Annotated in this window: 19 protein-coding genes; 14 read left to right on the top strand and 5 right to left on the bottom strand. The window is 74.3% G+C overall.

Annotation, left to right across the window (positions count from 1 at the left end; genetic code table 11):
- Positions 1-1,987, top strand: a 1,987-nt coding sequence (locus HET64_RS17465) for an NB-ARC domain-containing protein (protein WP_215106603.1), incomplete at its 5' end; no start/stop codon positions are given.
- Positions 1,988-2,432: 445 nt separating this feature from the next.
- Here the strand turns inward: HET64_RS17465 and HET64_RS17460 are convergent.
- On the bottom strand, positions 2,433-3,683 hold the full coding sequence (locus HET64_RS17460) for a hypothetical protein (RefSeq protein ID WP_215106601.1): 1,251 nt from the start codon (positions 3,681-3,683) through the stop codon (positions 2,433-2,435).
- A 274-nt stretch (positions 3,684-3,957) separates the two neighbouring features.
- Here HET64_RS17460 and HET64_RS39660 point away from each other — a divergent pair, with 274 nt between their 5' ends.
- The 3 genes from HET64_RS39660 to HET64_RS17450 all read left to right on the top strand — a co-directional run bounded on the left by HET64_RS39660 (position 3,958) and on the right by HET64_RS17450 (position 9,184).
- Positions 3,958-4,794 carry an AfsR/SARP family transcriptional regulator gene (locus HET64_RS39660; protein ID WP_285801884.1) on the top strand — a complete coding sequence of 279 codons (837 nt, stop codon included), beginning with the start codon at positions 3,958-3,960 and terminating at the stop codon, positions 4,792-4,794.
- A 65-nt stretch (positions 4,795-4,859) separates the two neighbouring features.
- Entirely contained in the window at positions 4,860-7,103 is a 2,244-nt protein-coding gene (locus HET64_RS17455; protein ID WP_285801883.1) for a tetratricopeptide repeat protein, read from the top strand.
- Between the two features lie 428 nt (positions 7,104-7,531).
- Entirely contained in the window at positions 7,532-9,184 is a 1,653-nt protein-coding gene (locus HET64_RS17450) for a hypothetical protein (RefSeq protein WP_251145458.1), read from the top strand.
- Here HET64_RS17450 and HET64_RS17445 read toward each other — a convergent pair.
- Both HET64_RS17445 and HET64_RS17440 read right to left on the bottom strand, forming a co-directional pair.
- A complete protein-coding gene (locus HET64_RS17445) occupies positions 9,153-10,940 on the bottom strand; it encodes a serine/threonine-protein kinase (RefSeq protein WP_251145457.1) in 1,788 nt (595 codons plus the stop codon). The two genes, HET64_RS17450 and HET64_RS17445, sit on opposite strands and share 32 nt — an antisense overlap.
- Positions 10,941-11,097: 157 nt before the next feature.
- Positions 11,098-12,249 carry a Ku protein gene (locus HET64_RS17440; RefSeq protein ID WP_215106599.1) on the bottom strand — a complete coding sequence of 384 codons (1,152 nt, stop codon included), beginning with the start codon at positions 12,247-12,249 and terminating at the stop codon, positions 11,098-11,100.
- A 79-nt stretch (positions 12,250-12,328) separates the two neighbouring features.
- Between HET64_RS17440 and ligD the strand changes: the two genes are divergently transcribed.
- From ligD to HET64_RS17395, 9 genes are all read left to right on the top strand, one after another.
- Entirely contained in the window at positions 12,329-13,219 is an 891-nt protein-coding gene (gene ligD / locus HET64_RS17435; RefSeq protein ID WP_215106597.1) for a non-homologous end-joining DNA ligase, read from the top strand.
- A gap of 222 nt (positions 13,220-13,441) precedes the next feature.
- Positions 13,442-15,616 (top strand): HEAT repeat domain-containing protein, encoded by a 2,175-nt coding sequence (locus HET64_RS17430; protein ID WP_215106595.1) that lies wholly within the window; start codon positions 13,442-13,444, stop codon positions 15,614-15,616.
- Complete coding sequence (locus HET64_RS17425) at positions 15,613-15,930, top strand: zinc-ribbon domain-containing protein (protein WP_215106593.1); 318 nt, start codon at positions 15,613-15,615, stop codon at positions 15,928-15,930. Before HET64_RS17430 ends, HET64_RS17425 begins: the two co-directional genes overlap by 4 nt.
- A 220-nt stretch (positions 15,931-16,150) precedes the next feature.
- Positions 16,151-16,876, top strand: a complete 726-nt coding sequence (locus HET64_RS17420; RefSeq protein WP_215106591.1) for a hypothetical protein — start codon at positions 16,151-16,153, stop codon at positions 16,874-16,876.
- Positions 16,873-18,252, top strand: a complete 1,380-nt coding sequence (locus HET64_RS17415; protein WP_215106589.1) for a HAMP domain-containing sensor histidine kinase — start codon at positions 16,873-16,875, stop codon at positions 18,250-18,252. Before HET64_RS17420 ends, HET64_RS17415 begins: the two co-directional genes overlap by 4 nt.
- A 92-nt stretch (positions 18,253-18,344) precedes the next feature.
- Entirely contained in the window at positions 18,345-18,845 is a 501-nt protein-coding gene (locus HET64_RS17410) for an SH3 domain-containing protein (protein ID WP_215106587.1), read from the top strand.
- Between the two features lie 158 nt (positions 18,846-19,003).
- On the top strand, positions 19,004-20,383 hold the full coding sequence (locus HET64_RS17405; RefSeq protein WP_215106585.1) for an FtsW/RodA/SpoVE family cell cycle protein: 1,380 nt from the start codon (positions 19,004-19,006) through the stop codon (positions 20,381-20,383).
- Positions 20,380-21,837 (top strand): penicillin-binding protein 2, encoded by a 1,458-nt coding sequence (locus HET64_RS17400; protein WP_215106583.1) that lies wholly within the window; start codon positions 20,380-20,382, stop codon positions 21,835-21,837. The genes HET64_RS17405 and HET64_RS17400 overlap by 4 nt, the downstream gene beginning before the upstream one ends.
- Positions 21,838-21,875: 38 nt before the next feature.
- Positions 21,876-22,979: an amidase gene (locus HET64_RS17395; RefSeq protein ID WP_215106581.1), complete on the top strand. Its 1,104-nt coding sequence runs from the start codon at positions 21,876-21,878 to the stop codon at positions 22,977-22,979.
- Between the two features lie 140 nt (positions 22,980-23,119).
- On the opposite strand, the gene HET64_RS17390 is transcribed toward HET64_RS17395, so the two are convergent.
- Together HET64_RS17390 and HET64_RS17385 are read right to left on the bottom strand one after the other, a co-directional pair.
- A complete protein-coding gene (locus HET64_RS17390; protein WP_215106579.1) occupies positions 23,120-23,986 on the bottom strand; it encodes a hypothetical protein in 867 nt (288 codons plus the stop codon).
- Between the two features lie 160 nt (positions 23,987-24,146).
- Entirely contained in the window at positions 24,147-25,046 is a 900-nt protein-coding gene (locus HET64_RS17385; protein ID WP_215106577.1) for an ADP-ribosylglycohydrolase family protein, read from the bottom strand.
- Positions 25,047-25,165: 119 nt separating this feature from the next.
- On the opposite strand from HET64_RS17385, the gene HET64_RS17380 reads away from it, so the two are divergent.
- Positions 25,166-26,053 carry an alpha/beta fold hydrolase gene (locus tag HET64_RS17380; protein WP_215106575.1) on the top strand — a complete coding sequence of 296 codons (888 nt, stop codon included), beginning with the start codon at positions 25,166-25,168 and terminating at the stop codon, positions 26,051-26,053.
- Positions 26,054-26,173: the final 120 nt, after the last annotated feature.

Below are 26,173 nucleotides of genomic sequence, written 5' to 3'. Positions count from 1 at the left end.
GGGCGGGGTGGGGAAGACCGCGGTCGCGCTGGCCTGGCTGCACACCCTGCGCCCGCACTTCCCCGGCGGTCAGCTGTACGCCGATCTGGGCGCGCAGGCGCCGGACGGTCCCGCCGACCCCGGTGAGATCGTGGCCAGGTTCCTGCGGGCGCTGGGCGTCCCGAGCGGCCAGGTGCCTCGGGCGCTGGGTGAACGGGTCGCGCTCTACCGGTCGTTGACGGCCGGCCGGCAGCTCGTGGTGCTGCTGGACGACGCGGCGACCGCGGCCCAGGTGCGGCCGCTGTTACCGGCGGGACAGTGCGTGACGGCGGTGACCAGCCGTCGGAGGATGCCGGGGCTGAGCCTCGACGGGGGCCATGTGATCCATCTGGAGCCCCTCTCCCCCGAGGCGGCGGTCGAGCTGCTCGACGCGACCCTCGCCGACGGCCGGGTCGCCGCCCAGCCCGAGGAGGCGCGGGCCCTCGTCCTGCTCTGCGCGGGGCTGCCGCTCGCGGTGCGCATCGCCGGGGCGCGGCTGGCGGCCCGCCCCCGGCAGGGCATCACGGCGATGGTCCGGGCCCTGTCCGAGGAGCACGAACGGCTGGAGGCACTGGCGATAGAGGGCGACCACGACGTGCGGGCGGCGCTGGACCTCTCCTACCAGGGCCTGCCGCCCACGGCTGCCCGCCTCTACCGGCTGCTGGGGCTCCACCCGGGCAGGGAGTTCGGCGCCCCGGTGGCGCGGACACTGCTGGGCGGGGACGCCGTCGAGGCGCTCGACGCGTTGCACGACGCGAATCTGCTCGTCGACGTCGCCGAGGCGTCGGGCGGCGAGCGCTACCGGTTCCACGATCTGGTGCGGCTGCACGCCGCCGCGCGGGCCGCTCAGGACGAGAGCGGCGACGAACGGGCTGCCGCGTTGCTCCGCATCGGCCATCACTATCTCGCCGCCGCCGGCCGGGCCGAGGAGATCATCGAGCCCGGACGTGCCGGCCCGGAGCGGGAGTTCGGGCGGGGCGCGGCGCCCGGGTCCGTCGCGAAGGAGGACCTCGATCCCGTCGGCGGACAGTCGGCGGCGGAAGCGGCGCTGGACTGGCTGGAGCGGGAGCTGCCCAACCTGATGGCGGTGGTCCGTCTCGCGCGCCCGATGGGCGCTCCGGAGCTCGCCTGGCAGCTGACCGACGCGTTGTGGCCGCTGTTCCCGCGTCGCAAGCTGTACCGCGAGTGGATCGAGGCGCACCGGGAGGGGCTGCTGGCCGCCGAGGAGGCGGGGAACGGTGAGGCGTCCTGCCGGATGCTGACCTCCGGCGCCCTGGGGAGGCTCGCCACCGGCGAGCACGCCGAGGGGCTGGCCATGTTCGAGCGGGCCGCCGCCTCCTTCCTGGAGCGCGGTGACGCCCTCGGGCACGCCCGGACGCTGAACTACCGGGGGCTGGCCCATCAGCGGCTCGGGCAGCAGGACCGCGCGGCCGGGTACTTCGCCCGCGCCGCCGCCGAGCTGCCCGCCCACGGTGATCTCCGGGCCGGTGCGCTGGCCCGGTTCAATCTGGCCGACATCGCCCTGGCCCAGGAGCGGTACGAGGTCGCCGCCGTCGAAGCCGAGGCCGCCCGCCTCACTCTGGAGGCGGCCGGCGACACGTACAACGCGGCGCGGGCCGCCGGCCTGACCGGCCGGGCCTGCGTGGGTCTGGGCAGGCTCGACCGGGCGGAGGCGGAGCTGTCGGCGGCGCTGTCCGCGTTGCGGGCGGAAGCGGCCGGATTCGAGGCAGCCCACGTGCTCGGAGGCCTGGCTCGGCTCTCCGAGCGGCGCGGGCAGCCGTGGCAGGCCCGGCAGTACTACCAGGAGGCGGTGTCCCTGTACGGCTCCGTCGGCCGGTCGCGGTCCGCGGAGGCCGTCGGGGCGGCGGCCCGGCTCGGTGCGCTGGATCCGCCGGAGACGGAGGGCTCCCCGCCCGCGCCCCCGGAACCGGGCCCGTCCGGTGACGATCGGGGCGAGGCCGGCGCGTAGTCGCGTACGGTCCTGACGACCCGTACGGCGGCGGGGTCGAACGCGGCCGGGTCCAGGCCCGCCACCAGCCAGACGTGGGCGACCGAGGCCCAGACCGCCCAGGGCTGCACCGGCCCTCCCGGCCCGCGGACCAGCAGCCGTGGCCGGCCGCCGAGCAGCAGCCAGCAGCGCGGGCCCCGGTACACGGCCACCACCAGGGCGCCGGGATGGCAGTCGGCGAGTTCGGCGGCGTACCGGGCGGGACCCCCGTACGGCGACCGCGCCCCGGACGGGAGCTCCGCCACCAGGACGTCCGCCAGCAGCGGCATCGGGTGCGCGGCCGGGAGCCGGACGCGCAGGTGCTCGTCGACGACCCGCAGCGGGCGGCCGGGGTGCACCAGGGCGGCTCCGGTCCGGTGGACTCCGCGCTGCGGGGCGTCCTCGGTGAGCCGTACGGTCGTCGCGGTCATCGGGCGTACCCCCAGGTGTCGTGACGCGCCGTCACCGGCAGCGGCGCGTGGTCGGTACGCGGCCGGACGGCGGGGGCGCGCAGCCGGAGCTTGCGGTAGATCAGGGCCCGCATCCTGACGGCGAACCGGCCCGGCTCCGAGGTGATCCGGGCCGTCACCCGCACGTACCGCTCCGCGCGGTAGGCCGCGGCGGCACGGGCGAGCTGGCGGTCCAGGGGGCGGTCGGCGTGCAGCCGCGGGGCGAAGGAGGCCAGTTCGGCGGCGGGTGAGCCGGGGTCCAGGTCGCCGTCGGGGACGTTGCCCATGAGGACCGGCACCCCGGTCATCGCCCCGTACAGCGAGACGGAGCCGTGGTCCCCGACGATGTGGTCGGCGGCGACCAGCGCCCCGACCCAGTCGGCGTGCTGGCTGATCACCAGGAGCCCGGAGCGCACGAGCCCCGCGAGCCAGCTGCGGATCTGCCATTCGCCGTGGGCGTTCCAGACGTGCGGGTGGAGCAGGAGCGCGACCCGGAAATCCTCCCGGGGCAGCTCGTCGACCAGCCGTTCCAGCAGCTCCCACTGGCGGCCCAGGAGGGAGCCCGGCCCCCAGGTGGAGCAGACGGTCACCAGTTGCTGGCGTGCTCCGACCCCCAGGGCGTCGCGGTAGAGGGCCCGTTGCGGCAGGCTCGCCGTGATCCGGTCGGAGCAGGGGTCGCCGACCACCTCGGCGGCGGGCAGCGCCTCGGGGCACGCGCGGCCGAGGCGGGTCAGGTCCTCGTGGTGGGCCAGCACGATCGATTCCGGCACCAGCCGGCCGTCCTGGATGAGCCATTGCCGGTCGAGTCCGTAGATCCCCCGCCCGGCGACCGGGCGGCCCCGCTGCCCGGCGGGGATCAGCTTGTTGTGCCCGACGCCGTGCGGCAGCACGATCACCGGGGCGTGCAGTTCCTGGAGTCCGCCGTGGGCGGCCGCCACCGCCAGGTCGAACGGCAGCTGGACCGCCTGGTGCCAGGGCAGGACCAGGCCGCCCAGCCGTTCCAGGAAGTGGTCCACCCCGTGGCTGAACACGTCGGGCGCCTGGGTGAAGAACACCTGCACCCGGGCGTCGCCCTCCAGCAGCCGTACGGCTTCGAGCAGCCGCTGCCCCGCCGTGACGGTGTGCACCACGGCCAGGATCTTCCTGCGGGTCCGCCGGGTGGCCCAGCGTTCGACGTCCAGGCGCACCGGTACAAGGGGCCGGTACGCGTCCGGCATGGTCAGGCTCATCTGATCAGTCCCCGTTTCCGTCGCCGCGGACCGGAGGCCCGCGGAGGCCGCGGCTGACGGCGGCCCGGGACGCATCTGCCCACGGACGTGGACAGGCCGCTTGCAGGAATCCTGCGTTCCAGCTGTACGCGGAAAAGCGCTGCGCCATGCGCCCCGCTCGCGCCCCCGTGCGCTCTGGTCCGGGCCGGTGGCTCAGGGAACAGTGGACTGTTCCGCACAGACGTGCGGACGCTGCCGGTGGCGGCAGGAAGTGGCGCACCCATCGGGGGGCGATATGGACCTTCTTGCTCTGGGACCTCTGGAACTATGGCACGGGGACCAGCAGCACATGCTCGGTTCGGTGAAACACCGCTGCGTGCTCGCCGTTCTGGTACACGCGCGCGGGGAACCGGTCGCCGTGGACACGCTGATGGAGCGGGTCTGGGGCGACGAGCCCCCGCCCAAGGGGGCGGCCACACTCCAGACGTACCTCTCCAAGCTGCGGAGGAACCTGCGGGACGCGGTGGGGCCGCTCGTGCGGCTGGACCACATGCCGCCCCGGCTGTACCGGCTCCGGATGAGCGACCGGAACGATCTGGACCTGGTCCGCTTCCAGCGGTTCCGCGCCGAGGCCGCGGTGGCGGCGGAGCAGGGCCGCACGGACTGGGCGATCGGGCTGCTGCGGACCGCGGAGAGCATGTGGCGGGGCGAGCCGCTGACCGAGAGCTCCGGCGAGTGGGCGGCCTCGGTGCGTACGCGGCTGATGGAGGACCACCGCCATGTCCGGGAGGAGCGCATCCGGCTGGAGCTGGAGCTCGGGCGGCATGCCGATCTCATCGGCGAGCTGCGCGAGTTGGCGGCGGAGAGCCCGCTGGCGGAGGGGGTGGTCGGCTCCCTGATGCTGGCACTCCACCGCAGCGGGCGGCACAGCGAGGCGCTGGAGCTCTACCGCAGGACGCACACCCGCCTGCGTGAGGGGCTCGGCATGGAGCCGGGGGCCGATCTGCGGGCGCTGCACCAGCGGATCCTGGAACAGGACCTGGGGCTGACGGGCCCCCGGGCGGAGGCCGTCACCGTGAGGACCGTCTCCCCCGCGACACCCGGGACTTCACCGGCCGCACCCGGGAGCTGACGCTCCTGCGCGAGGGGATCGCCGGCGCCGACGGGTACGCGCTGCCCGTCGCCGTGCTCCACGGAATGCCCGGCATCGGCAAGACGGCATTGGCGGTGCACGCCGCGCACCGGCTGGCCGAGGACTATCCGGCCGGTCAGCTGTACGTCGATCTGCACGGGTTCAGCGGGCGGCGGCCGTTCGACCCGGCCGAGGCGCTGGCCTTCCTGCTGCATGCCGCCGGGGAGAGCGGGGTGCTGCCGGACACCCTCGACGGGCGGGCGGCCGCGTGGCGGGAGTGGACCTCGCGCAACCGGGTGCTGGTGGTGCTCGACAACGCGCGGGACGCCGCCCAGGTCCGCCCGCTGCTGCCCGGTTCGGCCGGGTGCCTGGCGATCGTGACGAGCCGCAACCGGCTCTCCGCACTGGACGGGGCCGCCTCTCTCGCGGTGGACGCGCTGTCGGCGCGGGAGGCGGCGGCCCTGTTCACCCGGATCGCGGGCACGGCCCGCACCTCCCGCGATCCGGAGGCCCTGGAGCTGCTGGTGGACGCCTGCGGCCGCCATCCGCTGGCCACGACGCTGCTCGCGGGCCGCTTCCGGCACCGGGAGATCTGGGATCTGCGCCATCTCCTGGAGCGCCTGGCCCAGTCGAGCGATCCGCTGGACGAACTCGACGAGGACGTGTTCGTCTCGGCGTTCCGCTTCTCGTACGCGGAGCTGACGTCCGGCACGCGCCGATTACTGCGCCTGCTCGCGCTGCATCCCGGGCCCGACATCACGGCTGCGGCGGCCGCCGCCCTGTCGGGGCGGGGCAACGGGCCCGGACCGGGTGGCGGGGCCGAGGGCGTGCGGCGCAGCATAGAGGAGCTGCTGGACTGCCATCTACTGGCGGAGCCGGTGCTCGGACGCTACCAACTGCACGACCTCACACGGGCGTTCGCACTGCGCATGTCGATCGCCGAGGAGCCGGAGGAGGCGCGCGGCGACGCCGTCGGCAGGCTCCTCGGATACTGCCTCACCTCCGCGCACCGGGCCCACCGCCTCACGCACCCGCGCCGCAGGGCCCTGGAGCCCGAGCACCTGTCGGTGTACGCGGCCGAGTTCGGTGACGCCCAGGAGGCGGCGGCCTGGCTGGACGCCGAGCGGGCCAACCTGCTGGCCGCCGCCCGCACGGCGGCCGCGGAGGACCGGGACAGCGCGGCTCTCTTCCCGCACGCGCTCGCCCCCTCGCTCAGGCTCTGGGGCAGTTGGGCGGTGACCAACGAGCTGTACGGCGCGGCCGTGGAGGCGCTGCGCTCCCGGGGCAACCCGCTGCCGCTGGCGCAGACGCTGGTGGAGGCGGCGGAGGTGCTGGCGCAGACGGGGCCCGGGGAGGCCCTGAGCTGCGCGGGCGAGGCGCTGACCCTGTTCCAGGACCTGAAGGACCCCGCGGGGTGTGCCGACAGCTCGCTCCAGGCGAGCCGCGCGCACCTGGCCGCCGGGCACACCGGCCCGGCGCTGCGCATGGTGGCGCGGGCGCTGGCGCTCTACCGCGGCCTGGGCGACCTGCACGGCGAGGCGGACTGCCTCAACGTCGAGGGCGCGGCGCTGTATTACGAGGGCCGGTACGACGAGGCGCTCGGCCGCGCGCGGCTCACCCTGCACATCCACGAGGGGACGGGCGATCTGCTGGGGCAGATCCGCGCACTCAACAACATCGGCGAGATCCACCATCTCCAGGGGCGCATCGAGCATGCCCGGGACCACCTCGAAAGGTCGCGGGTACTGGCCCGGCTGCACAGCGGAGCCCAGGAACTGGCGATTCTGGACACCAACATGGGTGCGGTGCACCAGGCCATGGGGGACACCTCACGGGCGCTGGACGGTTTCCGGAGGGCGCTGGAGAGCCACCGGGCCCGGGGGGACGCGCTGGGCGAGGCGAACGCGCTGATCAGCATGGGCACCGCGTACGCCGAGAACGGCGACTCCGGTGAGGCGTTGCTCCACTTCACGGTGGCGGAGGAGGTGGCCCGGGCCATCGACAGCGCCTACGAGCGCTCCCGGGCGCTGCTCGGCGTCGCCGACGCGCACGAGGCGGCCGGCCGGCCGGAGCCGGCTGCGGAGGCGTACGAGCAGGCACTGGAGCTGGCCGAGCGCACCGGCTCCCGCCCCGCCGCGGCGCGGGCGCTGGCCGGACTCGCGCGTACGGCGCTGCGGATGCGCCGGGGCGACCTGGCCCCGGAGTACGCGCGGAGGGCGGAGGGGGTGTACCGGAGCCTGGGCTCCGAGGCCGAGGCGGAGAGCCTGCGGCGGCTGCTTGGGGAGGAGACGAAGTGGACCGGCGCCTGACGGTGCGGGCAGCCGGTCCCGTTCGAGTGAGGGTCTGCGTTCACCCTCTGCCGACAGGGCCGGTCAGGCCGTGCGGGCTCACCACATCCATTGGTCGATCGAGAACATGTCTCTCCGAATCACTTTCTTTTCAGGCCGAGTTGGGGGGCTCGGCCGAGGTGCGGAAGGGAAGGCGCCGAGCTCGGGAAGCTGCGACGGGTTGATCTTCCAGCCCTATCGATCTTCTGTCGAATCAATTCAGACTTGTTCACTCTTTGGATGGATCTTCAGGCCTTGTGCGGCCTCGTCGCGCGCTTCCACGAGCACCATGTGACCGCACCCGGCGGCCGGCGGACGGTCGAAGAATCGGGCCGTACATCGTGCGTGGAACGGGACGGATCCGGGCAGATTTCCGGAGACTTGTGAGGCTCGACGGTGGGGGGACCGTTATGGAGTCCGACGATCGGTACGGGGCCGCGGGGCAGGAAGCCGGCGGGGCCGGGTTCGGCGGGCCTGTGCCACCGCCGCCCTCCCACGCGCCTGCCGTCGGGCCGCCGCCGCCCGGCGCGCCCCTGCGGGCGGCCGGCGCCGCACTGCTCAATCTGACGGGACTCGGTCTCGGTTACGCCCTGTTGGGGCGCTGGGTGCGGGCCGCGGTGTGCTGGGCGGCCACGGCGGTGCTGCTGTGGGTGGCGCTGCCGGCCGATCCGGACGGGGTGCCCGGGGGCGTTCTCGTCGGGTATCCGCTCGTGCTGGTGCTCGCCGCCGCCGACGGGGCGCGGATCGCCCGGCGTTCTGCGCTGGGCGGGGCGTGGCGGCCCGTTCTGGCGGTCGGGCTCGGCGTGGTGCTGCTGGCCGTGCCGACGGGTGGCGCCGTGGTGTACGGCTCCGCGCGGGACGAGGCGCGGGAGCAGATGCTGCTGGACCGGCTGGCGGCCGGGGACGAGCGGGTCACCGCGGCTTCGCGGCAGCCGTTCGACTCGGCGAGGGGCGAGTACGAGCGGGCGCTGGACGCCTATCGGGCGCTCGGCGAGGACCATCCCGGCTCCCGGGCCGCGAAGCTCGTCCCGGACCGCCTGAAGACGTACTACGACGCCGTCTCCGCCCCGTACGCCGAGAAGCGGCTCTGTGAGGCCGTCGCACCGTTGACCTATCTGCGGACGCTTCCGGACTCGGTGGACGAGAAGCTGCTGGGCGCGCTCGCCGCGTGGCCCGACGAACCGCTCGCCGTGTCGTTGTACGGGTGCGGTGTGTCGCGTCTGGGCGGGCCGGGCGGCGGCGGCACGGAGCTGGGCGAGCTGTTGCGCACGTTCCCCGGTTCCGCGTCCGCGCGGCAGGTGGGGCCGGCGATCGGGAAGCGGATCAAGGAGCAGGTCGCGGCGTTGAAAGGGGCCGAGCCGTGTGCGGCCACCGAGGTGCTGCGGGGCCTCGGCGCCACCGCTTCCGGCCTCCCCGCCGAGGGCGTGAAGGCGCTGCGCGGCGATGCCGACAAGGGTGTCGTGGACGGGGTGTACGCCTGTGGGGTCGACCAGTTCGAGGACGAGAAGTTCGGTGACGCGCGCACGACGCTGACGGATTTCGCGCGGACGTACAGGAGCGACGGGCGGGTGCGGCAGGCGCGGAACATCGCCATAGCCGCGGAGATCGCCGACGACCGGCCGGCCGCGGGCAAGCGGCTGCCGCCGTCGAAGCGGCCCGGCGGTTCCCGGATGGAGCTGGTCATCAGCAACGACGCGCCGAACGCGGTCGAGGTGCTCTACACCGGTCCGGTCACCGGCACCGTCACGCTGAAGGCCTGCGCCGGCTGCGAGCGGTACGGCGCGTCCGAAGGCCCGCGGCGGGCCTGCAAGGCGAGCGGCAGGAACTACCCGGAGGCCCGGCTCCGGCTTCCCGCCGGGGAGTACCACTTCCTCTACAAGCACGGCACGGGCGCGACCGCCGGCGTGGACAGCTACTCCTCCGGGACGAAGGTCCAGCCGGGCTACACCTACACCAGTTGCACGTACGTCATCGAGCGGAGCCCGTTCGACCTGGACCTGCCGCAGCTTCCGGATCCGATCCAGCCGGTGGTCAGCCTTTGGGGCGTGGGCTCCTCTCGATGACCCGGCCGTCCAGTCCGGCGGTGAGGAAGGCGCCGCCGTGCGAGTCGGAGACGTGGACGCGCAGCACCGGGCGGTCGTCGTGGAAGGGTGACGAGGGGTCCACGATCACGTAACGGCTCTCCGGCTCGTCGACGTTGAGCGTCTGCTCCGCCGTCTTCAGCAGGGCGGGCAGCGCGTCCCAGTCGACGGAGCTCAGGTCGATCGTCGTGGACCCGGACATCAGGGTGCCGCCCATGTCGTCGTTCTTCGCCCGGCCGTCGCGGTAGCTGAAGCGGTCGTACAGCGCGGCGTTGGACTTCAGCGGCGCCTCGGCGGAGGCGTGCTCGCCGTAGAGGGTGAAGTCGGTGACCTTCGTCCCGCCCATGAGGGGCTTCATCGCCTTGATCGCCGCCCGTGCCCCGTCCGGGGTCAGCAGGTCCACGGTCTCCGGAGCCTCCTCCCCGGTGTCGCCGGTGTCACCGGACCCGTCGGAGTCGTCGGCCACCGGGTCCGGCGCCGGTGCGGAGACCTGGGGGGCGCTCGCCCGGTCGCGCGGGCGGTCGTCGTTGTCGGAGCCCCGGGAGGAGAACGGGTCGGCCGTCCAGAGGATGGCGCCCGCGATCACCGCGGCCGAGACGACGGACGACGCGGCGCTGATCCGCCAGACCCGGCGCTCGACGCGGCGGCCGCGTTCGTGCGGGGCGTCGTAGGGGTCGGTGGCGGGCTGCTGGTACGGTTTGCCGCCCGGTGCGGGCGTGGGCGTGGCAGCGGGGGGCGGGAAGCCGTAGCCCGTCGGGACGCGGTCCTCCGGGCCCGCGGCCGAGGAGGGCGGCGGCGTGGCGGCCGTCTGCGTGGGCGAGCTGTGCACGGACCCGGGCCGCGCGGACGCGGGCCGTTCCCGTACGGGCTCCGTGGGCGTCGGAGCGGGGCTCCCGCCCGTGCGCGCGGCCTCTGCCAGCAGACGGTCGAGAGCCTCGGCGTCCGGGCGGGCCGGGATGTCCCTGGTGAGGAGCGCGTTCAGCACCGGGGTGAGGGATCCGGCCCGCACCGGCGGCGGGATCTCCTCGTCGAGCACCGCGGCCAGCGTGGCCAGGGTGGTGGCCCGGCGCAGCGGGTGGCGGCCCTCGACGGCCACGTACAGCATCATGCCGAGCGACCAGAGGTCGGAGGACGGGTCGCCCTCGGTGCCCCGGATCCGCTCGGGGGCTATGTAGTCGGGCGAGCCGATGAGGGCGCCCGTCATGGTGAGGCTGGTCGACTCGCGGATGGCGGCGATGCCGAAGTCCGTGAGGACGGGGCGGCCGTCGGGGCGCAGCAGCACGTTGGCGGGCTTGACGTCGCGGTGCTGGATGCCGGTGGCGTGGGCGGCGCGGAGGGCGGAGAGGATGCCGCGTCCCAGCTCGGCGGCCTCGGCGGGTTCCATGGGCCCGTGGGCGAGCCGGTCGTGCAGGGAGGAGCCGGCCACCAGCTCCATCACGATCCACGGGTAGCCGTCCTCGCCGGGGTCGACGATGTGGTGGACGGTGACCACGTTCGGATGGTCGACCCGGGCCAGGGCACGGGCCTCGCGCAACACCCGGGCGCGCAGGGTGCGGGCGCCCTCGGGGTCGTACTCCGCGAGCGCCGGGTCCGGGGGCCGTACCTCCTTGAGGGCGACATCGCGGTGGAGCGCCTCGTCACGGGCCCGCCAGACCATGCCCATGCCACCGCTGCCGAGCCGCTCCACCAGCGTGAAGCGGCCGTCGATCACCCGTCCCGAGGGGGCCTCTGCGCTCATGGGCCGTAGCGTACGGGGGCTGACGACGGCGGGGCCGTACGGACTGCCGGATTCCAACAGGCCATCGGCCGCGATCCGTTCGCGAGGGGCCGTCGGGCCGCGGCGTCCCCGGGCCGCGTCCCCCGTCGGGCCACGTCCCCGTCAGGCCACGTCCCCGTCAGGCCGAGGTGCGTTTGCCGGAGGACGCCGTCTTCTTCGCCGCCGTGCCGCCGCTCGACGACGTCCGCTGCTTCGCCGCGGTCTTCTTCGAGGTGGTCTTCTTCGCCGCGGTCTTCTTCGAAGTGGCCTTCTTCGCCGTGGACTTCTTCGCGCCGGTGGACTTGGGGGCGGACTTGTTCGTCGTGGAGCTTCCGGAGCGGGTGACCGTCTTGCCGGTCGGGGTGCGGCGGGTGGTCTTCTGCGCGGCTTCGGTGGACTGCGCGGCTTCGGTGGTCCGCGCGGTCTTCCCGGACGCCTTCGACGACGTCTTCTTGATGGGGTGGACGTCGGCCATGTCGCCACCGCTGCCGTCATCGCCCGCACCCTCGTCGGTCCGGGATTTCCTGGCCGCCCGCACGCTGTTCTCCAGGGCCGCGATCAGGTCGATGACCTTGCCGTCGCCGGTGTCCTCGGGTTCGGCCGGGAGCACGCTCTCGCCGGAGGCCTTGGCGGCGACCAGTTCCTCCACCGCCTCCCGGTAGTCGTCGTGGAGGCTGTCCATGTCGACCTCGCCGAGGGTGGACATCAGGGTGTCCGCCAGGTCGAGTTCGGCGTCGCGGACCGTGACGTCGCCGTCCGGGGCCGCGTCCTGCGGGGGGCGGATCTCGTCGGGCCACAGGAGGCCGTGCAGGGCGATCACGTCGTCCACGACGCGGAGCATGCCGAGCCGTTCGCGGCCGCGCAGGGCGTACTTGGCGACGGCGACCCTTTTGCTGCGCTTGAGGGCCTCGCGGAGCAGGGTGTACGGCTTGGCGGCCGGGACTCCGTTGGCGGAGAGGTAGTAGGCCGCCTCCATCTGGAGGGGGTCGATCCGGTCGGCGGGCACGAAGGCGACGATCTCGATCGTCTTCGCCGTCGGCAGCGGGAGCTGGGCGAGATCCTCGTCGGTGATCGGGATCATCGTGCCGTCGGCGTCCTCGTACGCCTTTCCTGTCTCGGCGCCGGAGACCTCCTCCCCGTCCAGTTCACAGACCTTGCGGTACCGGATCCGGCCACCGTCGGCGAGGTGGATCTGCCGGAAGCTGATCGAGTGGTTCTCGGTGGCGTTGATCAGCTTGATCGGGATGCTGACCAGCCCGAAGGAGATCGCGCCGTTCCATATGGACCTCACCGTTCACCCCTTGCCGACCCTTGAGCACCCCTTGAGGCGTTAGAGACGCTTTGGCATGGTTTCGTGTGATTCTTATCGTATGACGCCGATCACCGAGGTGGAGGGGCGACGGGTCTCGCTCAGCAATCTCGACAAGGTCCTGTATCCGGCCACCGGGACGACCAAGGGCGAGGTCCTGCACTACTACGCGGCCACCGCGGGCAGCGTGATCCTGCCCCACCTGCGCGACCGCCCCGTGTCCTTCCTCCGCTACCCGGACGGGCCGGACGGCCAGGTCTTTTTCACCAAGAATCCGCCCCCCGGTACGCCCGCCTGGGTGGGGACCACCGCGGTTCCCCGGAGCGAGGACCCGGGTGCCCGGCAGGTGGTCGTGCGGGATCTGGCCTCCCTGATGTGGGCGGCCAACCTGGTGGTGGAGTTCCACACCCCGCAGTGGCGTGAGGACGCGCCGGAGATCGCCGACCGGCTGGTCCTCGACCTGGACCCCGGCTCCCCCGCGACCGTCGTCGAGTGCTGCACGGTGGCGCTCTGGCTGCGGGAGCGCCTCGCGGCCGACGGGCTGACCGCGTACGGGAAGACGTCCGGGTCCAAGGGGATGCATCTGCTGGTCCCGCTGGAGCCGACCCCGTCCGGCGAGGTGTCCGCGTACGCGAAGCGGCTCGCCGTGGAGGCGGAGGCGGCCCTTCCGGGGCTGGCCCTGCACCGGATGAAGCGCGCCCTGCGGCCGGGCAAGGTCTTCGTCGACTTCAGCCAGAACGCGGCGGCGAAGACGACCGCCACGCCCTACACCCTGCGCGCCGGGCCGGGTCCCACCGTGTCGGCCCCGGTGACCTGGGACGAGATCACGGAGTGCCGGGAGGCGGACGCCCTGGTGTTCCGGGCCGGGGACATGGCCGCCCGGCTGGACCGGCACGGCGATCTGCTCGCCCCCCTGAACGACCCGGAACAAGCGCGTCCGCTGCCCGCGTGAAGACCCTCGGTTCACAGGAATCCACAGCCGAATCGTCTTGACCGGGTCATGACCTGGTTACGGCGCGAGGAAAGGCCACAAGTGGCGGGTGGATTGTCGGACCCGTGGTGCACACTCTGCGCAGGCGCTTTCTCCAGGGCGCGCCGGGAGGGGTGTGGCGGACAGGGCGTGCCACGGGGCGCGCCGGTCCGGGCGCTGTCGTGATCGTGGGGAGGGGATGGCGTGTTCTCGGGGATCGACGAGGTCGACTGGGCCTCGATGGAGCATGCCTACGGGCCTGCCGACGATGTGCCGGAGCTCCTGCGGGGGCTCGCGTCCGAGGATCCGGCGGTGCGCGAGGCGGCGCTCGACGGCATGTACGGCGCGGTGCACCACCAGGGCGATGTGTACGCGTGCACGCTCGCGTGTATCCCGTTCCTGTTCGAGCTGGCCGTGGACCCGGGGGTGCAGGACCGCGGCAGCGTGGTCGAACTGCTCACCAGCATCGGCGGCTTCGACCTCGACGAGGACGACGAGGCGGAGATCGACGAGGACGAGATCGAGGGCGCCGCGAACTACGCGATGGCGGCGGCGGCGGTCACCGCGGGCGCGGGGGTGTTCTTCGAGCTGATCGCCGACGAGGACCCCGGGGTGCGGCTCGCGGCCCCGCTGGCGCTCGCCACGCTGCACCGGCACCCCGTGCGGGTGCTCGCGCTGCTGCGGGAGCGGCTGCCGGTGGAGCCCGACGAGGAGGTGCGGCTCGCCCTCGTGGAGGCGGCCGGGCGGGTCGCGCTGCGGCACCGGCCGCTGGCGGGGCGGGTCGCGGAGTGGCTGGGCCGGCTGGCTTCGCGGGCGCACTCCCCGGGGCTGCGGCTCGCGGCCCTGGCCCAGCTCGCGCGCTGTTCGCCCGACGGGCTGCCCGGCGATGTGGTGCCGGTGGTCTCGGGGCTGCTGCGCGAGATGCGTTCCCCGCCGGAGGGTTCCGCGGCGGAGGGGGACGGGCCGGATCCGGACGCGGAGCCGGTGGACCCGGAATCGGAGCCGGTGGACGCGGAGCCGGTGGCCGCCGGGGAGACCTGTCGGGGCGAGCAGGTCGCGACGCCGACGCTCGTGGGGCAGTTGCGGTCGCTGTCCGCGCAGGAGAACGCCGGGCGCGGCACTCCCTGGGCCGCGGATCTGCTGCGCACCCTGCACGTCGGCCTCGACGACCGGGTGGGCGACCGCACGGCGCTGCTCGCCGACCAGTTGCGCAGCCCCGACCGCCGGCAGCGCATCGACGCCGTGCGGATGAGCGGCGGGCTGATACGGGCCTGGCGCGGCCCCTACGAGGAGCTGGTGGCGCTCGTCGGCGATCAGCTGTCCGACCCCGAGCCCCGGCTGGCCGAGGCCGCGTCCCATGTGCTGGAGGAGTTGTTCGGCCTCGCCGCGCCCGCCGCGGACGCCCTGGCCGCCCGGCTGGCCGACCGTCCCGGGGACTGGGTGAAGTCCTGGGCCAGCGGTCCGCCCGGGCTCGGCTCCACCGTGAAGGCCCTGGCGCGCCTCGGCGACGCCCGGGCGGTGCCCGCGCTCGCGGCGGCGCTGGAGCGGCCGCGGGTGGCGCACGACGTGGGGTTCGCGGTGGGCCATCTGGGGGCGGCTGCCCAGCCGCTCGCCGGGGCGCTGCGGAGCAGGCTCGCGGAGGTGGAGCTGGACGAGGGGGCCTACGACCGGGCGAGCCCGCTGCTGGCGGGGCTGACCGGGCTGCGGGCGGGCGAGGCGACCCCCGAGGTGCTGCGGGTGCTGCGCGGGGCGCCGAGCTACCGGGGCGAGTGGCTCTGCACGGCGGCGCTGCGGGCGCTGGGTTCGTTCGGGCCTGCGGCGCGGGAGGCCGTCCCGGAACTGCGGGCGCTGATCAGCCGGCCGGGGACGGCCTCCGCGACGGAGGCGGCCGAGGCGCTGTGGGCGATCTCCGGGGACGCAGAGGCGGTGCTGCCGGCACTGATCGAGGGCCTCCAGTCGCCCCAGGTGCACGAGCGGCGGGCGGCGGCGGTGGCGCTGGGGTCCCTCGGGCCACGTGCCGCGGTGGTCGCGCCCCGGCTGCGCGGGCTGCTGGCGCACGAGGAGCTGTGGCTGCGGGTCGACGCGGCGATCGCGCTGTGGGAGGTGTCGGGCCGGTCGCAGGAGACCGTCGAGGCGTTGCTCGCGGGCTGGGAGCGGAGCCGTCATGTGCGGGTCCGGGTGGCAGAATGCGTGGCACGGATGGGGCCGGTCCCGGAGGGGTCGGCCGCAGCACACGTCCTGCGGAGCGAACTCGCCTCCGTACGCCGTCACAACGCGATGGACGGCGGGTACGGCAGTCATGACATCCACGAGGACGAGAAGCTCCTGGCGCTGTGCCGACAGGCACTCCGGGGGACGGGGAAAGGAACCACGGCATGATCATTTTCGGTACCAAGGGCTACCTCTACCAGCTGGCCATCCTGACGATGGTGTGCGGCTGGTGCGGCAATCCGGCGGCGCACACCCTGCGCAAGCGGGTCACGAAGTTCACGCTGTTCTTCGTGCCGCTGTTCCCGTTCTCGACGAAGTACGCCACGCAGTGCACGTTCTGCGGCGGGGAGCGGCAGATACCCAGGGAGGAGGCGGACCAGCTGCTCGCCCAGGCCGCGGCCGGGCAGGACGGCAACGCCCACGGCCAGGCCCCGCAGCAGCCCGGTTTCACGCCTCCCGGGCAGAACCCGTACCAGCGCTGAACCCGTACCGGCGCTGAGCCGCACCAGTGCTGGACCAGTAGCGGTGCGGGACCAGTAGCGGTGCTGGACCCGCGGCCCTTCCGGCCGCCCCGGCCCCGTGGTCTCCCATGACCGCGGGGCCGCGCGACGTCACACAGGGGTACGAAGTCGACATTGTGCACGGTCGTCCGATTAGGGTGTGAGACCGCTGTGCCGTCCGTCGTCGAAGAGGAGGCGAGCCGTGCGCCCGCACCGCGTCCCGGCGGCGACCCGTACCGCCGCGTTCGCCCTCGCCGCGCTCACCCTGCTGTCCGGCTGCGGCGCGGCCGGCGGGCTGAAGAGCGCGGGGGACGCACCGTCGGCCGTGGAGCCGAAGAGCCTCTGGCCGGACCTGCCGCCCGCCTCCGCCGCCCCGTACGACTACGGCGAGGGCGAGACCGCGCGGATCCCGGGGATCCGGGTGACCGGCGGCGATGTGCGGCGGCTGGACCCGGTGGCCGTGGCGCAGGCCGGGCTAAAGGCGAAGACGGACCGGGACAGCGGTCTGGACGAGCTGCCGGACGGGACGGTCCGGCAGATCAAGGCGTGCCGGACCGCCCCGGACGACTGCCCGGTCCTCGCGCCGTACTACCGCGACCTGACCGGTGACGGCAGGGACGAACTGGTGCTCGGCATCCGGATGCCCGACCGGCAGCTCGCCGTGCGCGTCTACATGCCGGAAGGGGGGCGGCTGACCCGGATCATGTCCACCTACGACGCCGTCATCAGCGTGGAGCTGGCGGACCGGGACCTGATCATGCGGGCTCCTTCGGTGATCCCGGGGTACGAGTACCGCACCGCGTGGTCCTGGGACGACCGGCAGCGCGCGATGCTGCCCACCCGGGACGAGATCCTGCGGACGCCCGAGCACCGGAAGGCCCCGAAACCCACCCCGGAGTCCTCCGCGCCCTCCGCGGGGACACGATGAGGCGGCGCGGGTTCCGCTCGCCCTCCTGGACCGCGAGCCTCACCTGGAAGTCCGCGGTCTTCCTGACCGTCATGTGCTGCACCCTCGCGGCCCTCCTCGGCTTCCTGGTGCACACGGCGGTCACCCGGCAGACGGTCGAACAGGCCCGGGAGAAGACGCTGAGCCGGCTGGAGGTCGTCACCGACGCGTACGAGGCCGGGGAGCCGCTGCCCCCGGGGTCCGGCATCGACCCGCCGGGCCTGCCCGCCTCGCTGCGGGCCCTGGCCGCGGACGGCGAGCGGGGGACCGTCGTCGCGGACGGACCGCACCGGCCGGGCGACCCGGACGGGCGGAGCGGCCCCGCCATGTGGGCGGCGGGTCCGGCGGACGGGCGGGCGCTCGCCACCTGGACGGACTACAGCCACAGCGCCCGCACGATCGGCGGCCTCGACCGGGCGATCATCGGCTCCTCGCTGCTGGCCATCGCCGCGACCCTGCTCGTCGGTCTGTTCGCCGTCGGCCGGGTGACCCGCAGACTCCACCAGAGCGCCCGGGTGGCCCGCCGGATCAGCGCGGGCGATCTGGACGCCCGGGTGCACGACCCCCGGACCGCGCGCCCGGTCCGCGCCCAGGACGAGGTGGCGATCGTGGCGGGCGCGCTCGACACCATGGCCTCGACCCTCCAGCGCAAGCTCCAGACCGAGCAGCGGTTCACCGCCGATGTGGCGCACGAGCTGCGCACCCCCCTGACCGGTCTGTCGGCCGCCGCCGAACTGCTGCCGCCGGGCCGCCCGGCGGAGCTGGTGCGCGACCGGGTGCGGGCGATGCGGGCGCTGACGGAGGACCTGCTGGAGATCTCCCGGCTCGACGCCCGCACCGAGGAGGTCGACCTCGCGGTGCACGAACTCGCACCGCTGGCGGAGCGGGTCGTCCGGGCGTCGGGCACCGACACCGAGGTGCGGGTGACGGGCGCGGCCCGGGTGGAGACGGACCGGCGGCGTCTGGAGCGGGTGATCGGCAATCTGGTGGCCAACGCCCATCGGCACGGCCGGCCTCCGGTGGTGCTGAGCGTGGACGGCGCGGTGGTCTCCGTACGCGATCACGGCCCGGGGTTCCCGGCGTATCTGCTGGACGGCGGGCCACAGCGGTTCCGCACGGACGGCGCGGGCAAGGGGCACGGCCTCGGGCTGACCATCGCCCTCGGCCAGGCCCAGGTCATCGGCGCCCGGCTGGACTTCGGCAATCCGCCGGACGGCGGGGCGCTGGTCCGGATGACCCTGCCGGAGTACGTGCGTCTCGACGACGGTGATTCCGACGGGAATCCCGGTGGTGACGGGGGTCGGGGCACCACGGACGACCCGGACGGCTCAACGCGCGGGCATCCTCACGCAACGTGACGCGTTGCGGACCGTGTGGGGCGAATTTAGCGTGACGAGCACGAGCCCAGCTCGTGTCCCCCACGGTCCCTTCCTCATCGCATGGAGGCAGCATGTCCCCCCTGTCCCGCCCCTCGCGGCTCCGCCGGCTCGGCCTCTGCGTCGCCACCGGCACGCTCGCGGCGCTCACCGCCGCCGCTCCCGCCGCACTGGCGGCCGACCCCCAGCCCGTCGGACAGCGCGCGGAGGCCGCCGCTCCGGACCCGACGTCCGACGAGCTCTCCGCCTCGGCGCTGCAGCGCGAGCACGAGGCGCAGCAGAAGCAGGCCCGCGAGGAGGCGCGGCAGCAGGGGCAGGCGAAGCCCCAGGCGCCGAAGCGGACATACAAGGGACGCGTCATCGCCAAGCCGTACCTGTTGCTCCGTGACAAGCCGACCCGCAGCAGCCGCGTCGTCGGCTCCGCCGAGTACGGCGAGATCGTCAACATCTTCTGCAAGACCAAGGGCGACAACGTCGACAACAACAACCGCTGGTACCTGCTGACCGACGGCACCTGGGCCTGGGGTTCGGCCCGCTACATCGAGAACATCGGCGCCGCGCCGAAGTGGTGCTGACCTCGCGTCACCCGCACATCCGCCCGCCCGTGGAGCCCGGCCGTGTCGCCGTCGGCTGCACGGGCGGGCGCGTGCGCGACGGGCGTGGAAGGCATGCAAGGGTGGCGAAAGGTGTGACATAAAGGAAATATCGCGCACCTCTTGCTACGTTGCGGGGCATGACCGCAACGACGGCGGACGCTCCCCCGCCCGAGCTACGCCTGCCCAAGCGGCGCGGGGTGGAGCTCACCCTCCTCGTCGGGGGCGTCCTGATCTCCGTCCTCGGCTACGCGGCGGTCGGCCTCGCCCATGACGGCACCGTGCCCCCCGACGTCGCCGGGTACGGCGCCGGGCTCGGCACACTCGCGCTGCTCGCCCATGCGGCGGTCCGCTTCCGGGCCCCGTACGCCGATCCGCTGCTGCTGCCGATCGCGGTCCTGCTCAACGGGCTCGGCCTGGTGCTGATCTACCGGCTCGACCTGGAGACCCCGAGGGACCAGGCCGCGCCCACCCAGCTCGTCTGGTCCACGCTCGGGGTCGCGCTGTTCGCGGCCGTGGTGGTGCTGCTGCGCGACCACCGGGTGCTCCAGCGGTACGCGTATCTCTCGGTGGCCTCGGCCCTCGTCCTCATGACCGTGCCGATCTTCTTCCCGGCGGTGAACGGGGCGAAGATCTGGATCCGGATCGGCGGACTTTCCTTCCAGCCGGGCGAGTTCGCCAAGATCCTGCTCGCGGTGTTCTTCGCCGCCTATCTGGCCGCCAACCGCAACGCGCTGGCCTACACCGGCCGCACGTTCTGGAGGCTGCAACTGCCCTCCGGCCGGGTGCTCGGGCCGATCGTGGCGATCTGGCTGCTGAGCGTCGGGGTGCTGGTGCTGGAGCGCGATCTGGGCACCTCGCTGCTGTTCTTCGGGCTCTTCGTCATCATGCTGTACGTGGCGACCGGCCGGACCGGCTGGATCGCGGTCGGTCTGCTCCTGGCCGCCGTCGGGGCCTTCGTCGTCGGCTCCTTCGAACCGCACGTCCACAGCCGGGTGCAGGACTGGCTGGACCCGTTCGCCTCGATCGACGCGGGGCAGGGGCCGGGCCAGCTCGCCCAGTCGCTGTTCGCGTTCGCCGCGGGCGGGATGCTCGGGACCGGGCTCGGGGCGGGCCAGTCCATCCTGATCGGGTTCGCCGCCAAGTCGGACTTCATCCTGGCGACCGCGGGCGAGGAGCTGGGCCTGAGCGGGCTGACCGCGATCTTCCTGCTCTACGCGCTGCTCGTGGCGCGCGGTTACCGGGCCGGGCTCGCCCTGCGCGACCCGTTCGGGCGGCTGCTCGCCATCGGCCTGGCGTCGATCCTGGCGCTCCAGGTGTTCGTGATCGCGGGCGGGGTGATGGGGCTGATCCCGCTGACCGGGATGGCGATGCCGTTCCTCGCCCAGGGCGGCTCGTCGGTCGTCACCAACTGGATCATCGTGGCGCTGCTGATCCGGGTCAGCGACGTCTCGCGCAGACCCCACCCCGAGCAGGCCGAGACCGGGGTCATCGCCGCGGCCGTGGAGGAGGACCGGTGATCCGCTACATCCGGCGGGCCGCCGCCTTCTGTCTGCTGCTGCTGGTGGCGCTGCTCGTCAACGCGGCCCGGATCCAGGTCTTCGAGGCCGACGAACTGGACGACAATCCGGCCAATCGCCGCAACACCATCGCCCGTTACGACCAGCCGCGCGGCAACATCCTGGTCGGCGACCGGCCCGTGACGGGCAGCAAGGAGACCGGCGAGCAGCTCAGCTTCGAGCGCACCTATCTGCACGGCCCGCTGTACGCCCCGGTGACCGGATACGCCTCGCAGACGTACGGCACGACGCTCATCGAGAACGCCGAGGACTCCGTCCTGTCCGGTACGGACTCCCTGCTGGCGCCGCTGCCCTTCTGGAACGAGTTCACCCGGGGCCGGCAGCCGGGCGGCGATGTCGTCACCACGATCAGGGCGTCGATGCAGCAGGCCGCGTACGACGGGCTGAGCGGGCGGCGGGGGGCGGTCGTGGCGCTGGATCCGTCGACGGGCGCGATCCTGGCGCTGGTCTCGACGCCGTCGTACGACCCCGAGCGGCTGTCGGGGACCGGTTCCGCGGTGACCGACGCGTGGGCCCGGCTGAACGCGGCCAAGAGTCTGCCGATGCTCAACCGGGCCATCCGGCAGACCTATCCGCCGGGCTCCACCTTCAAGATCGTGACGGCGGCGGCGGCCCTGGACGCCCGGGTGGTGACGGACGCCGACGCACCCACGGACACCCCTTCGCCCTACGTCCTGCCCGGTACGAGGACGACCCTGCCGAACGAGGCGCGAGGCTGCGAGCAGGCGTCCCTGGCGGACGCGATCCGGGTCTCCTGCAACACGGTGATGGCCCATCTCGGGGTCGAGGTCGGGCTGGAGGGGATGGTGGAGGCGGCGGAGAGGTTCGGCTTCAACGACACCGGGCTGCGCGTCCCGTCCGGGGTGGCGCGGAGCAACTTCGACACGGACATGAGCGACGACCAGCTCGCGCTCTCCTCGATCGGGCAGTTCAACACGACGGCGACCCCGCTCCAGATGGCGATGGTCGCGTCGGCGGTGGCCAACGGCGGGGATCTTCGCCGCCCCCATCTGGTGGACCGGGTCACCACCAACGACGGGGACACCGTCCGGCAGCAGGGCTCCGACCCGTCACAGCGGCCGATGAGCCCGTCGACGGCCGTGCAGCTCCAGCGGATGATGGTCGACGTGGTGGAGAACGGCACCGGGGCGAACGCGGCGATCGACGGAGTGAAGGTCGGCGGCAAGACCGGCACCGCCCAGCACGGTGTCGACAACTCCGGTCTGCCGTACGCCTGGTTCATCTCCTGGGCCCAGGCCCCCGACTCCGGCCGCCCGGCCGTCGCGGTGGCGGTGGTCGTGGAGGACGCCTCCGCCGACCGGGACGACATCAGCGGCGGCGGCAGCGCGGCCCCGATCGCCCGTGCCGTGATGGAGGCGGCGCTGGAGGAGTAGCCGGGGCGCGCGCAGCGGCGCACCGGCAGACTGGGCCCATGACTCGGACGACCTCCGCGGTGGCGCGGGCCCTGGAGCGGATCGGCCGGCTGGACCCGGCGCTGCACGCGTTCATCGAGGTCTGGCCGGACGGGGCGCTCGCCCGGGAGCGGGAGGCCGTGGCGTGCCGGCTCCCCCTGGGCGGGCTGCCGTTCGCGGTGAAAGGCCCCTCCGGGTTCCGGTCCTTCGCGGCCCGGCGGCTGATCGCGGCGGGCGGCTCCCCGGTCGGCGCGACCTCGGTGCCCGGGCCCGGCACCCACTGGCAGACCTGGGGCCTGGGCGCGCACGGCCGTACGGTCAACCCGTGGCGGGCGGACCGTACCCCGGGCGGCTCCTCGGCCGGGTCGGCGGTCGCGGTGGCGACGGGGATGGCGGAGCTGGCGGCGGGCAGCGACGGGGCCGGGTCGGTCCGCATACCGGCAGCCTGGTGCGGGGTGTTCGGGCTGAAGACGACGAACGGGCTGCTCCCCTCCCCCGACCGGTCGGGGCTGGCCTCGGCCGGGGTGCTGGCCCGGTCGGCGGCCGCGGCGGAGCCGTATCTGCGCCAGGTGCTGGACGGGTACGCACCGGTGGCTGCCCCCGCCCTGCCGCTGCCCGCCGTGTACAGCGAGGACCTCGGATACGCGGAGGTGGACCCGGAGGTGGCGGCCGTCGTGCGGGCGGCGGTGGACCGGCTCGTCGCGGCGGGGACCGTACGCCTGCTGGGGCGCGAGGCCGTGCTGCTCGACCCGGTGGGGGCCTGGACGGCGATACGGGGCGGCTCGCCCGACGACCCGGACGCGGTGCGGGTGCGGCGGACGAACGACGAGCGGCTGGCGGCACTGCTCGCCGGCGGGGCCCTGCTGCTGACCCCGGTCACCCCGAACCGGCCGCATGGCCACGGGGGCCCGGGGGACCACTACTCCACGGCGCTGACCTGGGCGTTCAACCTGAGCGGGCATCCTGCGGCCAGCCTGCCCGCCGGGTTCACCGGGGACGGCTGCCCGGTGGGGCTCCAACTGGCGGCGGCGCGGGGCGCGGACGTCCGGCTGCTCGCCGCGGCCCGCGCGGTGGAGGACGCCCTGCCCGCCGCGCCGATGCCACCCGCCGCCGGGGGGCGCTGACGGGCGGGCGGCCGGCCCCCGGCTCCGGCCGCCGGCCGCCGGTCTCTGGTCTCCGGCCGCCGGTCTCCGGCCGCCGGTCTCCGGCCGCCGGTCTCCGGCCGCCGGTCTCCGGCCGCCGGTCTCCGGCCGCCGGGCGCCGGTCAGCCGATCGGCTTGCGGGCCTCCTCGCGGACCTTGGCCGTCTCCGCCGCGACCGCGGCGAGGTCGATGGACTTGGCGTCCTTGAGCACGCTCTCCGGGCGGATCACCGCGATCATCGCGGCGGTGTTGTCGTCGCCCCAGGCGCACATGGGGATGTTCGCGACGCCGCCGGCCTCGTTCGACTGCACGACCTGGCACTCGATCGTGATGTCGTACCCCTCGGGCGTGAACTTCTTGGCGGGCACGACGAGCTTCGCGCCGTCGGCCTCCGCCGCCCCCTCCATGATCTTGTCGCGCATGAAGCCGGGGCTGGCCAGCCGCCCGTACATCCCCGAGAGCACCAGGGCGCCGCCCTTGTCCGACGTGTAGTGCGCGACGACCGCCTCGGCGTCCCGGATGCTGGGGTCGGGAGTGTCCTCGATCTCCTTGCCCTCGGTCTCCGACAGGTCCTGGCCCAGGCTGAACTCGCCGTCCAGGAGCTTCTGCTGTACGAGGAGCCGGTACTCCGCCTTCGGGTACGCCAGGTCGGTCCCCCGGTCGGCGAGCTGGGTGACGCCGAAGACGATCGCCCCCGCCACCACCACGGCGCCGACCGCGATCCCGACGATGAGTCCGGTCTTCTTCCCGCGCGGCGGCGGACCCTGGGGCGGCCAGCCGCCGGCCGCGCCCGGGCCGCCGGGTATGCCGGCGCCGCCCCAGCCGCCCTGCTGGGGCGGCGCCGGGGGCTGCTGCGGGTAGCCGTAGGGCGGCTGCTGCGGCACGGACCCGGGGGCGGCCGGCGGCGCGCCGTAAGGGTTCTGGCCGTAGGGGTTCTGCGGGGACGGCGGCCCGTACGGGCCCTGCGGCGGGTGCGGCGGGGTGGTCATGCGCTCACCGTACGACACGTTTGCGAACGGGATTTCGGTGCTTCCGGTATCGGTATCAGGTCGAGAGCATCGGCCCCGAGCAGCCGGCCGCCCAGCGCCTCGCCGCATCACCTCACCCCGTCACCTCACATCCCCTCGGACCGCTCCTCGGCCCACTCCCTCAGCCCAACGGCTCGCGCCTGCGCAGCCAGTCCTCCGGCGCCCCGGCCGTCCCCGTCGCCGCCCCGACCACGCCCCCGGTGATCGCGCACGTGGTGTCGACGTCGCCGAGGCCCTCCGCGGTCGCCCAGAGCGCCGCCTCCAGGTCGTCCCCGTGGCGGGTGGCGGTCCACAGGGCGAAGGGCACGGTGTCCTCGGCCCGGATGCGCTGTCCGTTGCCGAGGAGGTCCGCGGCCTTCCACGGTTCCGTGGTGAACGGCGTCCGCGCGGCGCGCCGCACTCCGTCGCGTACCGGCCCTTCCGGCGTACGGTCCGCCACCGCGTCCAGGGTCAGTTCGCCGCGCGCCGAGAGCGCCGCCGCCACCGCGACGGCCACCGCGCCGGCGATGCCGTCCGGGTGGGCGTGGGTGACCTCCGCCGACAGCGCGGCCTGTGCCGCGGCATGGTCCAGGTCATCGTGGAACCGGGCCCCGAGCGGTGCGACCCGCATGGCCGCGCCGTTGCCGAGGCTGCCGCCGTCGAAGAGTCCGGGGGCCAGGGTGCGCCAGTCGGCCGGGGACTCCAGCAGCCGGGGCAGCAGGAGGTGCATGCCGTGGCCGTAGCCTCGGGCCTGGTCGGCGTCGAAGGCCAGGGCGTAAGCGAGGGCCAGGTGGTCCTGGTCGACGTGGCCGTGCTCGTCGAGGGAGCGGGTCAGCGCGAGCGCCAGGGCCGTGTCGTCGGTCCAGTGCCAGCGGGGCTCCGGCGGGGTGCGGCGGGCCCGGATCTCGTTCACGGCCTGCCGGGGCTCACGGAAGAGCGGGAACCAGCGCTCCCCGAACGCGTCGCCGAGCGCGAGGGATTCGAGGCTGCGTCGGGCGGCGGTGCGACCGGCGGCGGTGGCTGCGGGCGGGTTCGTCGTCATGCCCGCATCGTGACGGCGGGGACCCGATGGCGTACATCCATTATCGTGCCCCGGGCCCCCGGTGCGCATCGTTCCGGAAGATGATCTTGTGGGAGTTCCGGCCGCCTACGGTCGCCCGTATGACAGTTCTGCACACCCACGATCACGGCGGCGGCGGGCGCCTTCTCCTGCTGCTGCACGGCGCCGGACGGTCCTCGGCCGGCTGGGCCGCCACCGCTCCGCGGCTGACCGGGCGGCACCGGGTGCTCGCGGTGGACCTGCCGGGCCACGGCCGCAGCGCACCGGCTCGCTCCTGGGACTTCGAGCAGGCCTGCGCCGACCTGGACGACACCCTGGCGGCGGCCGGAGCCACGGACGGGGTGGCGGTGGCGGGGCACTCGCTGGGCGGCATGGTGGCCGCGGTGTACGCGGCGACGCGTCCGGACCGGGTGGCCGCCGCGGTCGATCTGGACGGCTTCGGATGGGGCCGGCCCGATCAGTACCCCGGGGTGCCCGGGGACGAGGCCGCCCGGCGGCCGGCGGAGATCGGGGCGATGTCCCGGGCGGGGGCCGGAGCCCGGATGCCCGCCGGGTATGTGGCGGACCAGGTGGCGTACAGCGCCGGCCTCGGCATCCCCCGCGTACGGGCGGAGGCGGCCTGCCGGGCGAGCGCCCGTGAACTTCCGGGTGGCGCGTGGCAGTTGCTGCCCGAGCTGCCGGGCGCCGTGGAGATGCTGGACGCGATGGACGGACTGGACCTGTTCGCGGTGTTCCGGCGCGTGCGCTGCCCGCTGCTGCTGGTCCGGGCCCTGGAACAGCCGTCGATGCCGCAGGGCCCGGAGTGGCTGGACGACCTCCTGGCCGCGTACGGGCGGGGCCTGGACCGGGATCTGGCCGCGCTGGCGGCCCGGGAGCCCGGGGTCGTGGTGGAGGGCGTCGCGGCCACCCACGCGATGCTCCTCCAGGCTCCGGAACGGGTGGCCTCGCTGGTCGGGCACTTCCTCGCCCGGTCGGACGGCAGCGGCTGAAGCGCCGTGCGGCCCCCGGGGCCGGGCCGCGTCCGGTCGGCCCACGCACGGGCCGCGTCCGGTCGGCCCACACAGGCCAAGGGGGGCGGGCCGCGGGCGGCGGGCCGCGCAGGCCGAGGG

Source organism: Streptomyces sp. McG3, from assembly GCF_018619185.1.
Classification (GTDB): Bacteria; Actinomycetota; Actinomycetes; order Streptomycetales; family Streptomycetaceae; genus Streptomyces.
Note: the sequence above shows the minus strand (reverse complement) of the source record. Positions and strands in the feature narration are given on the sequence as shown.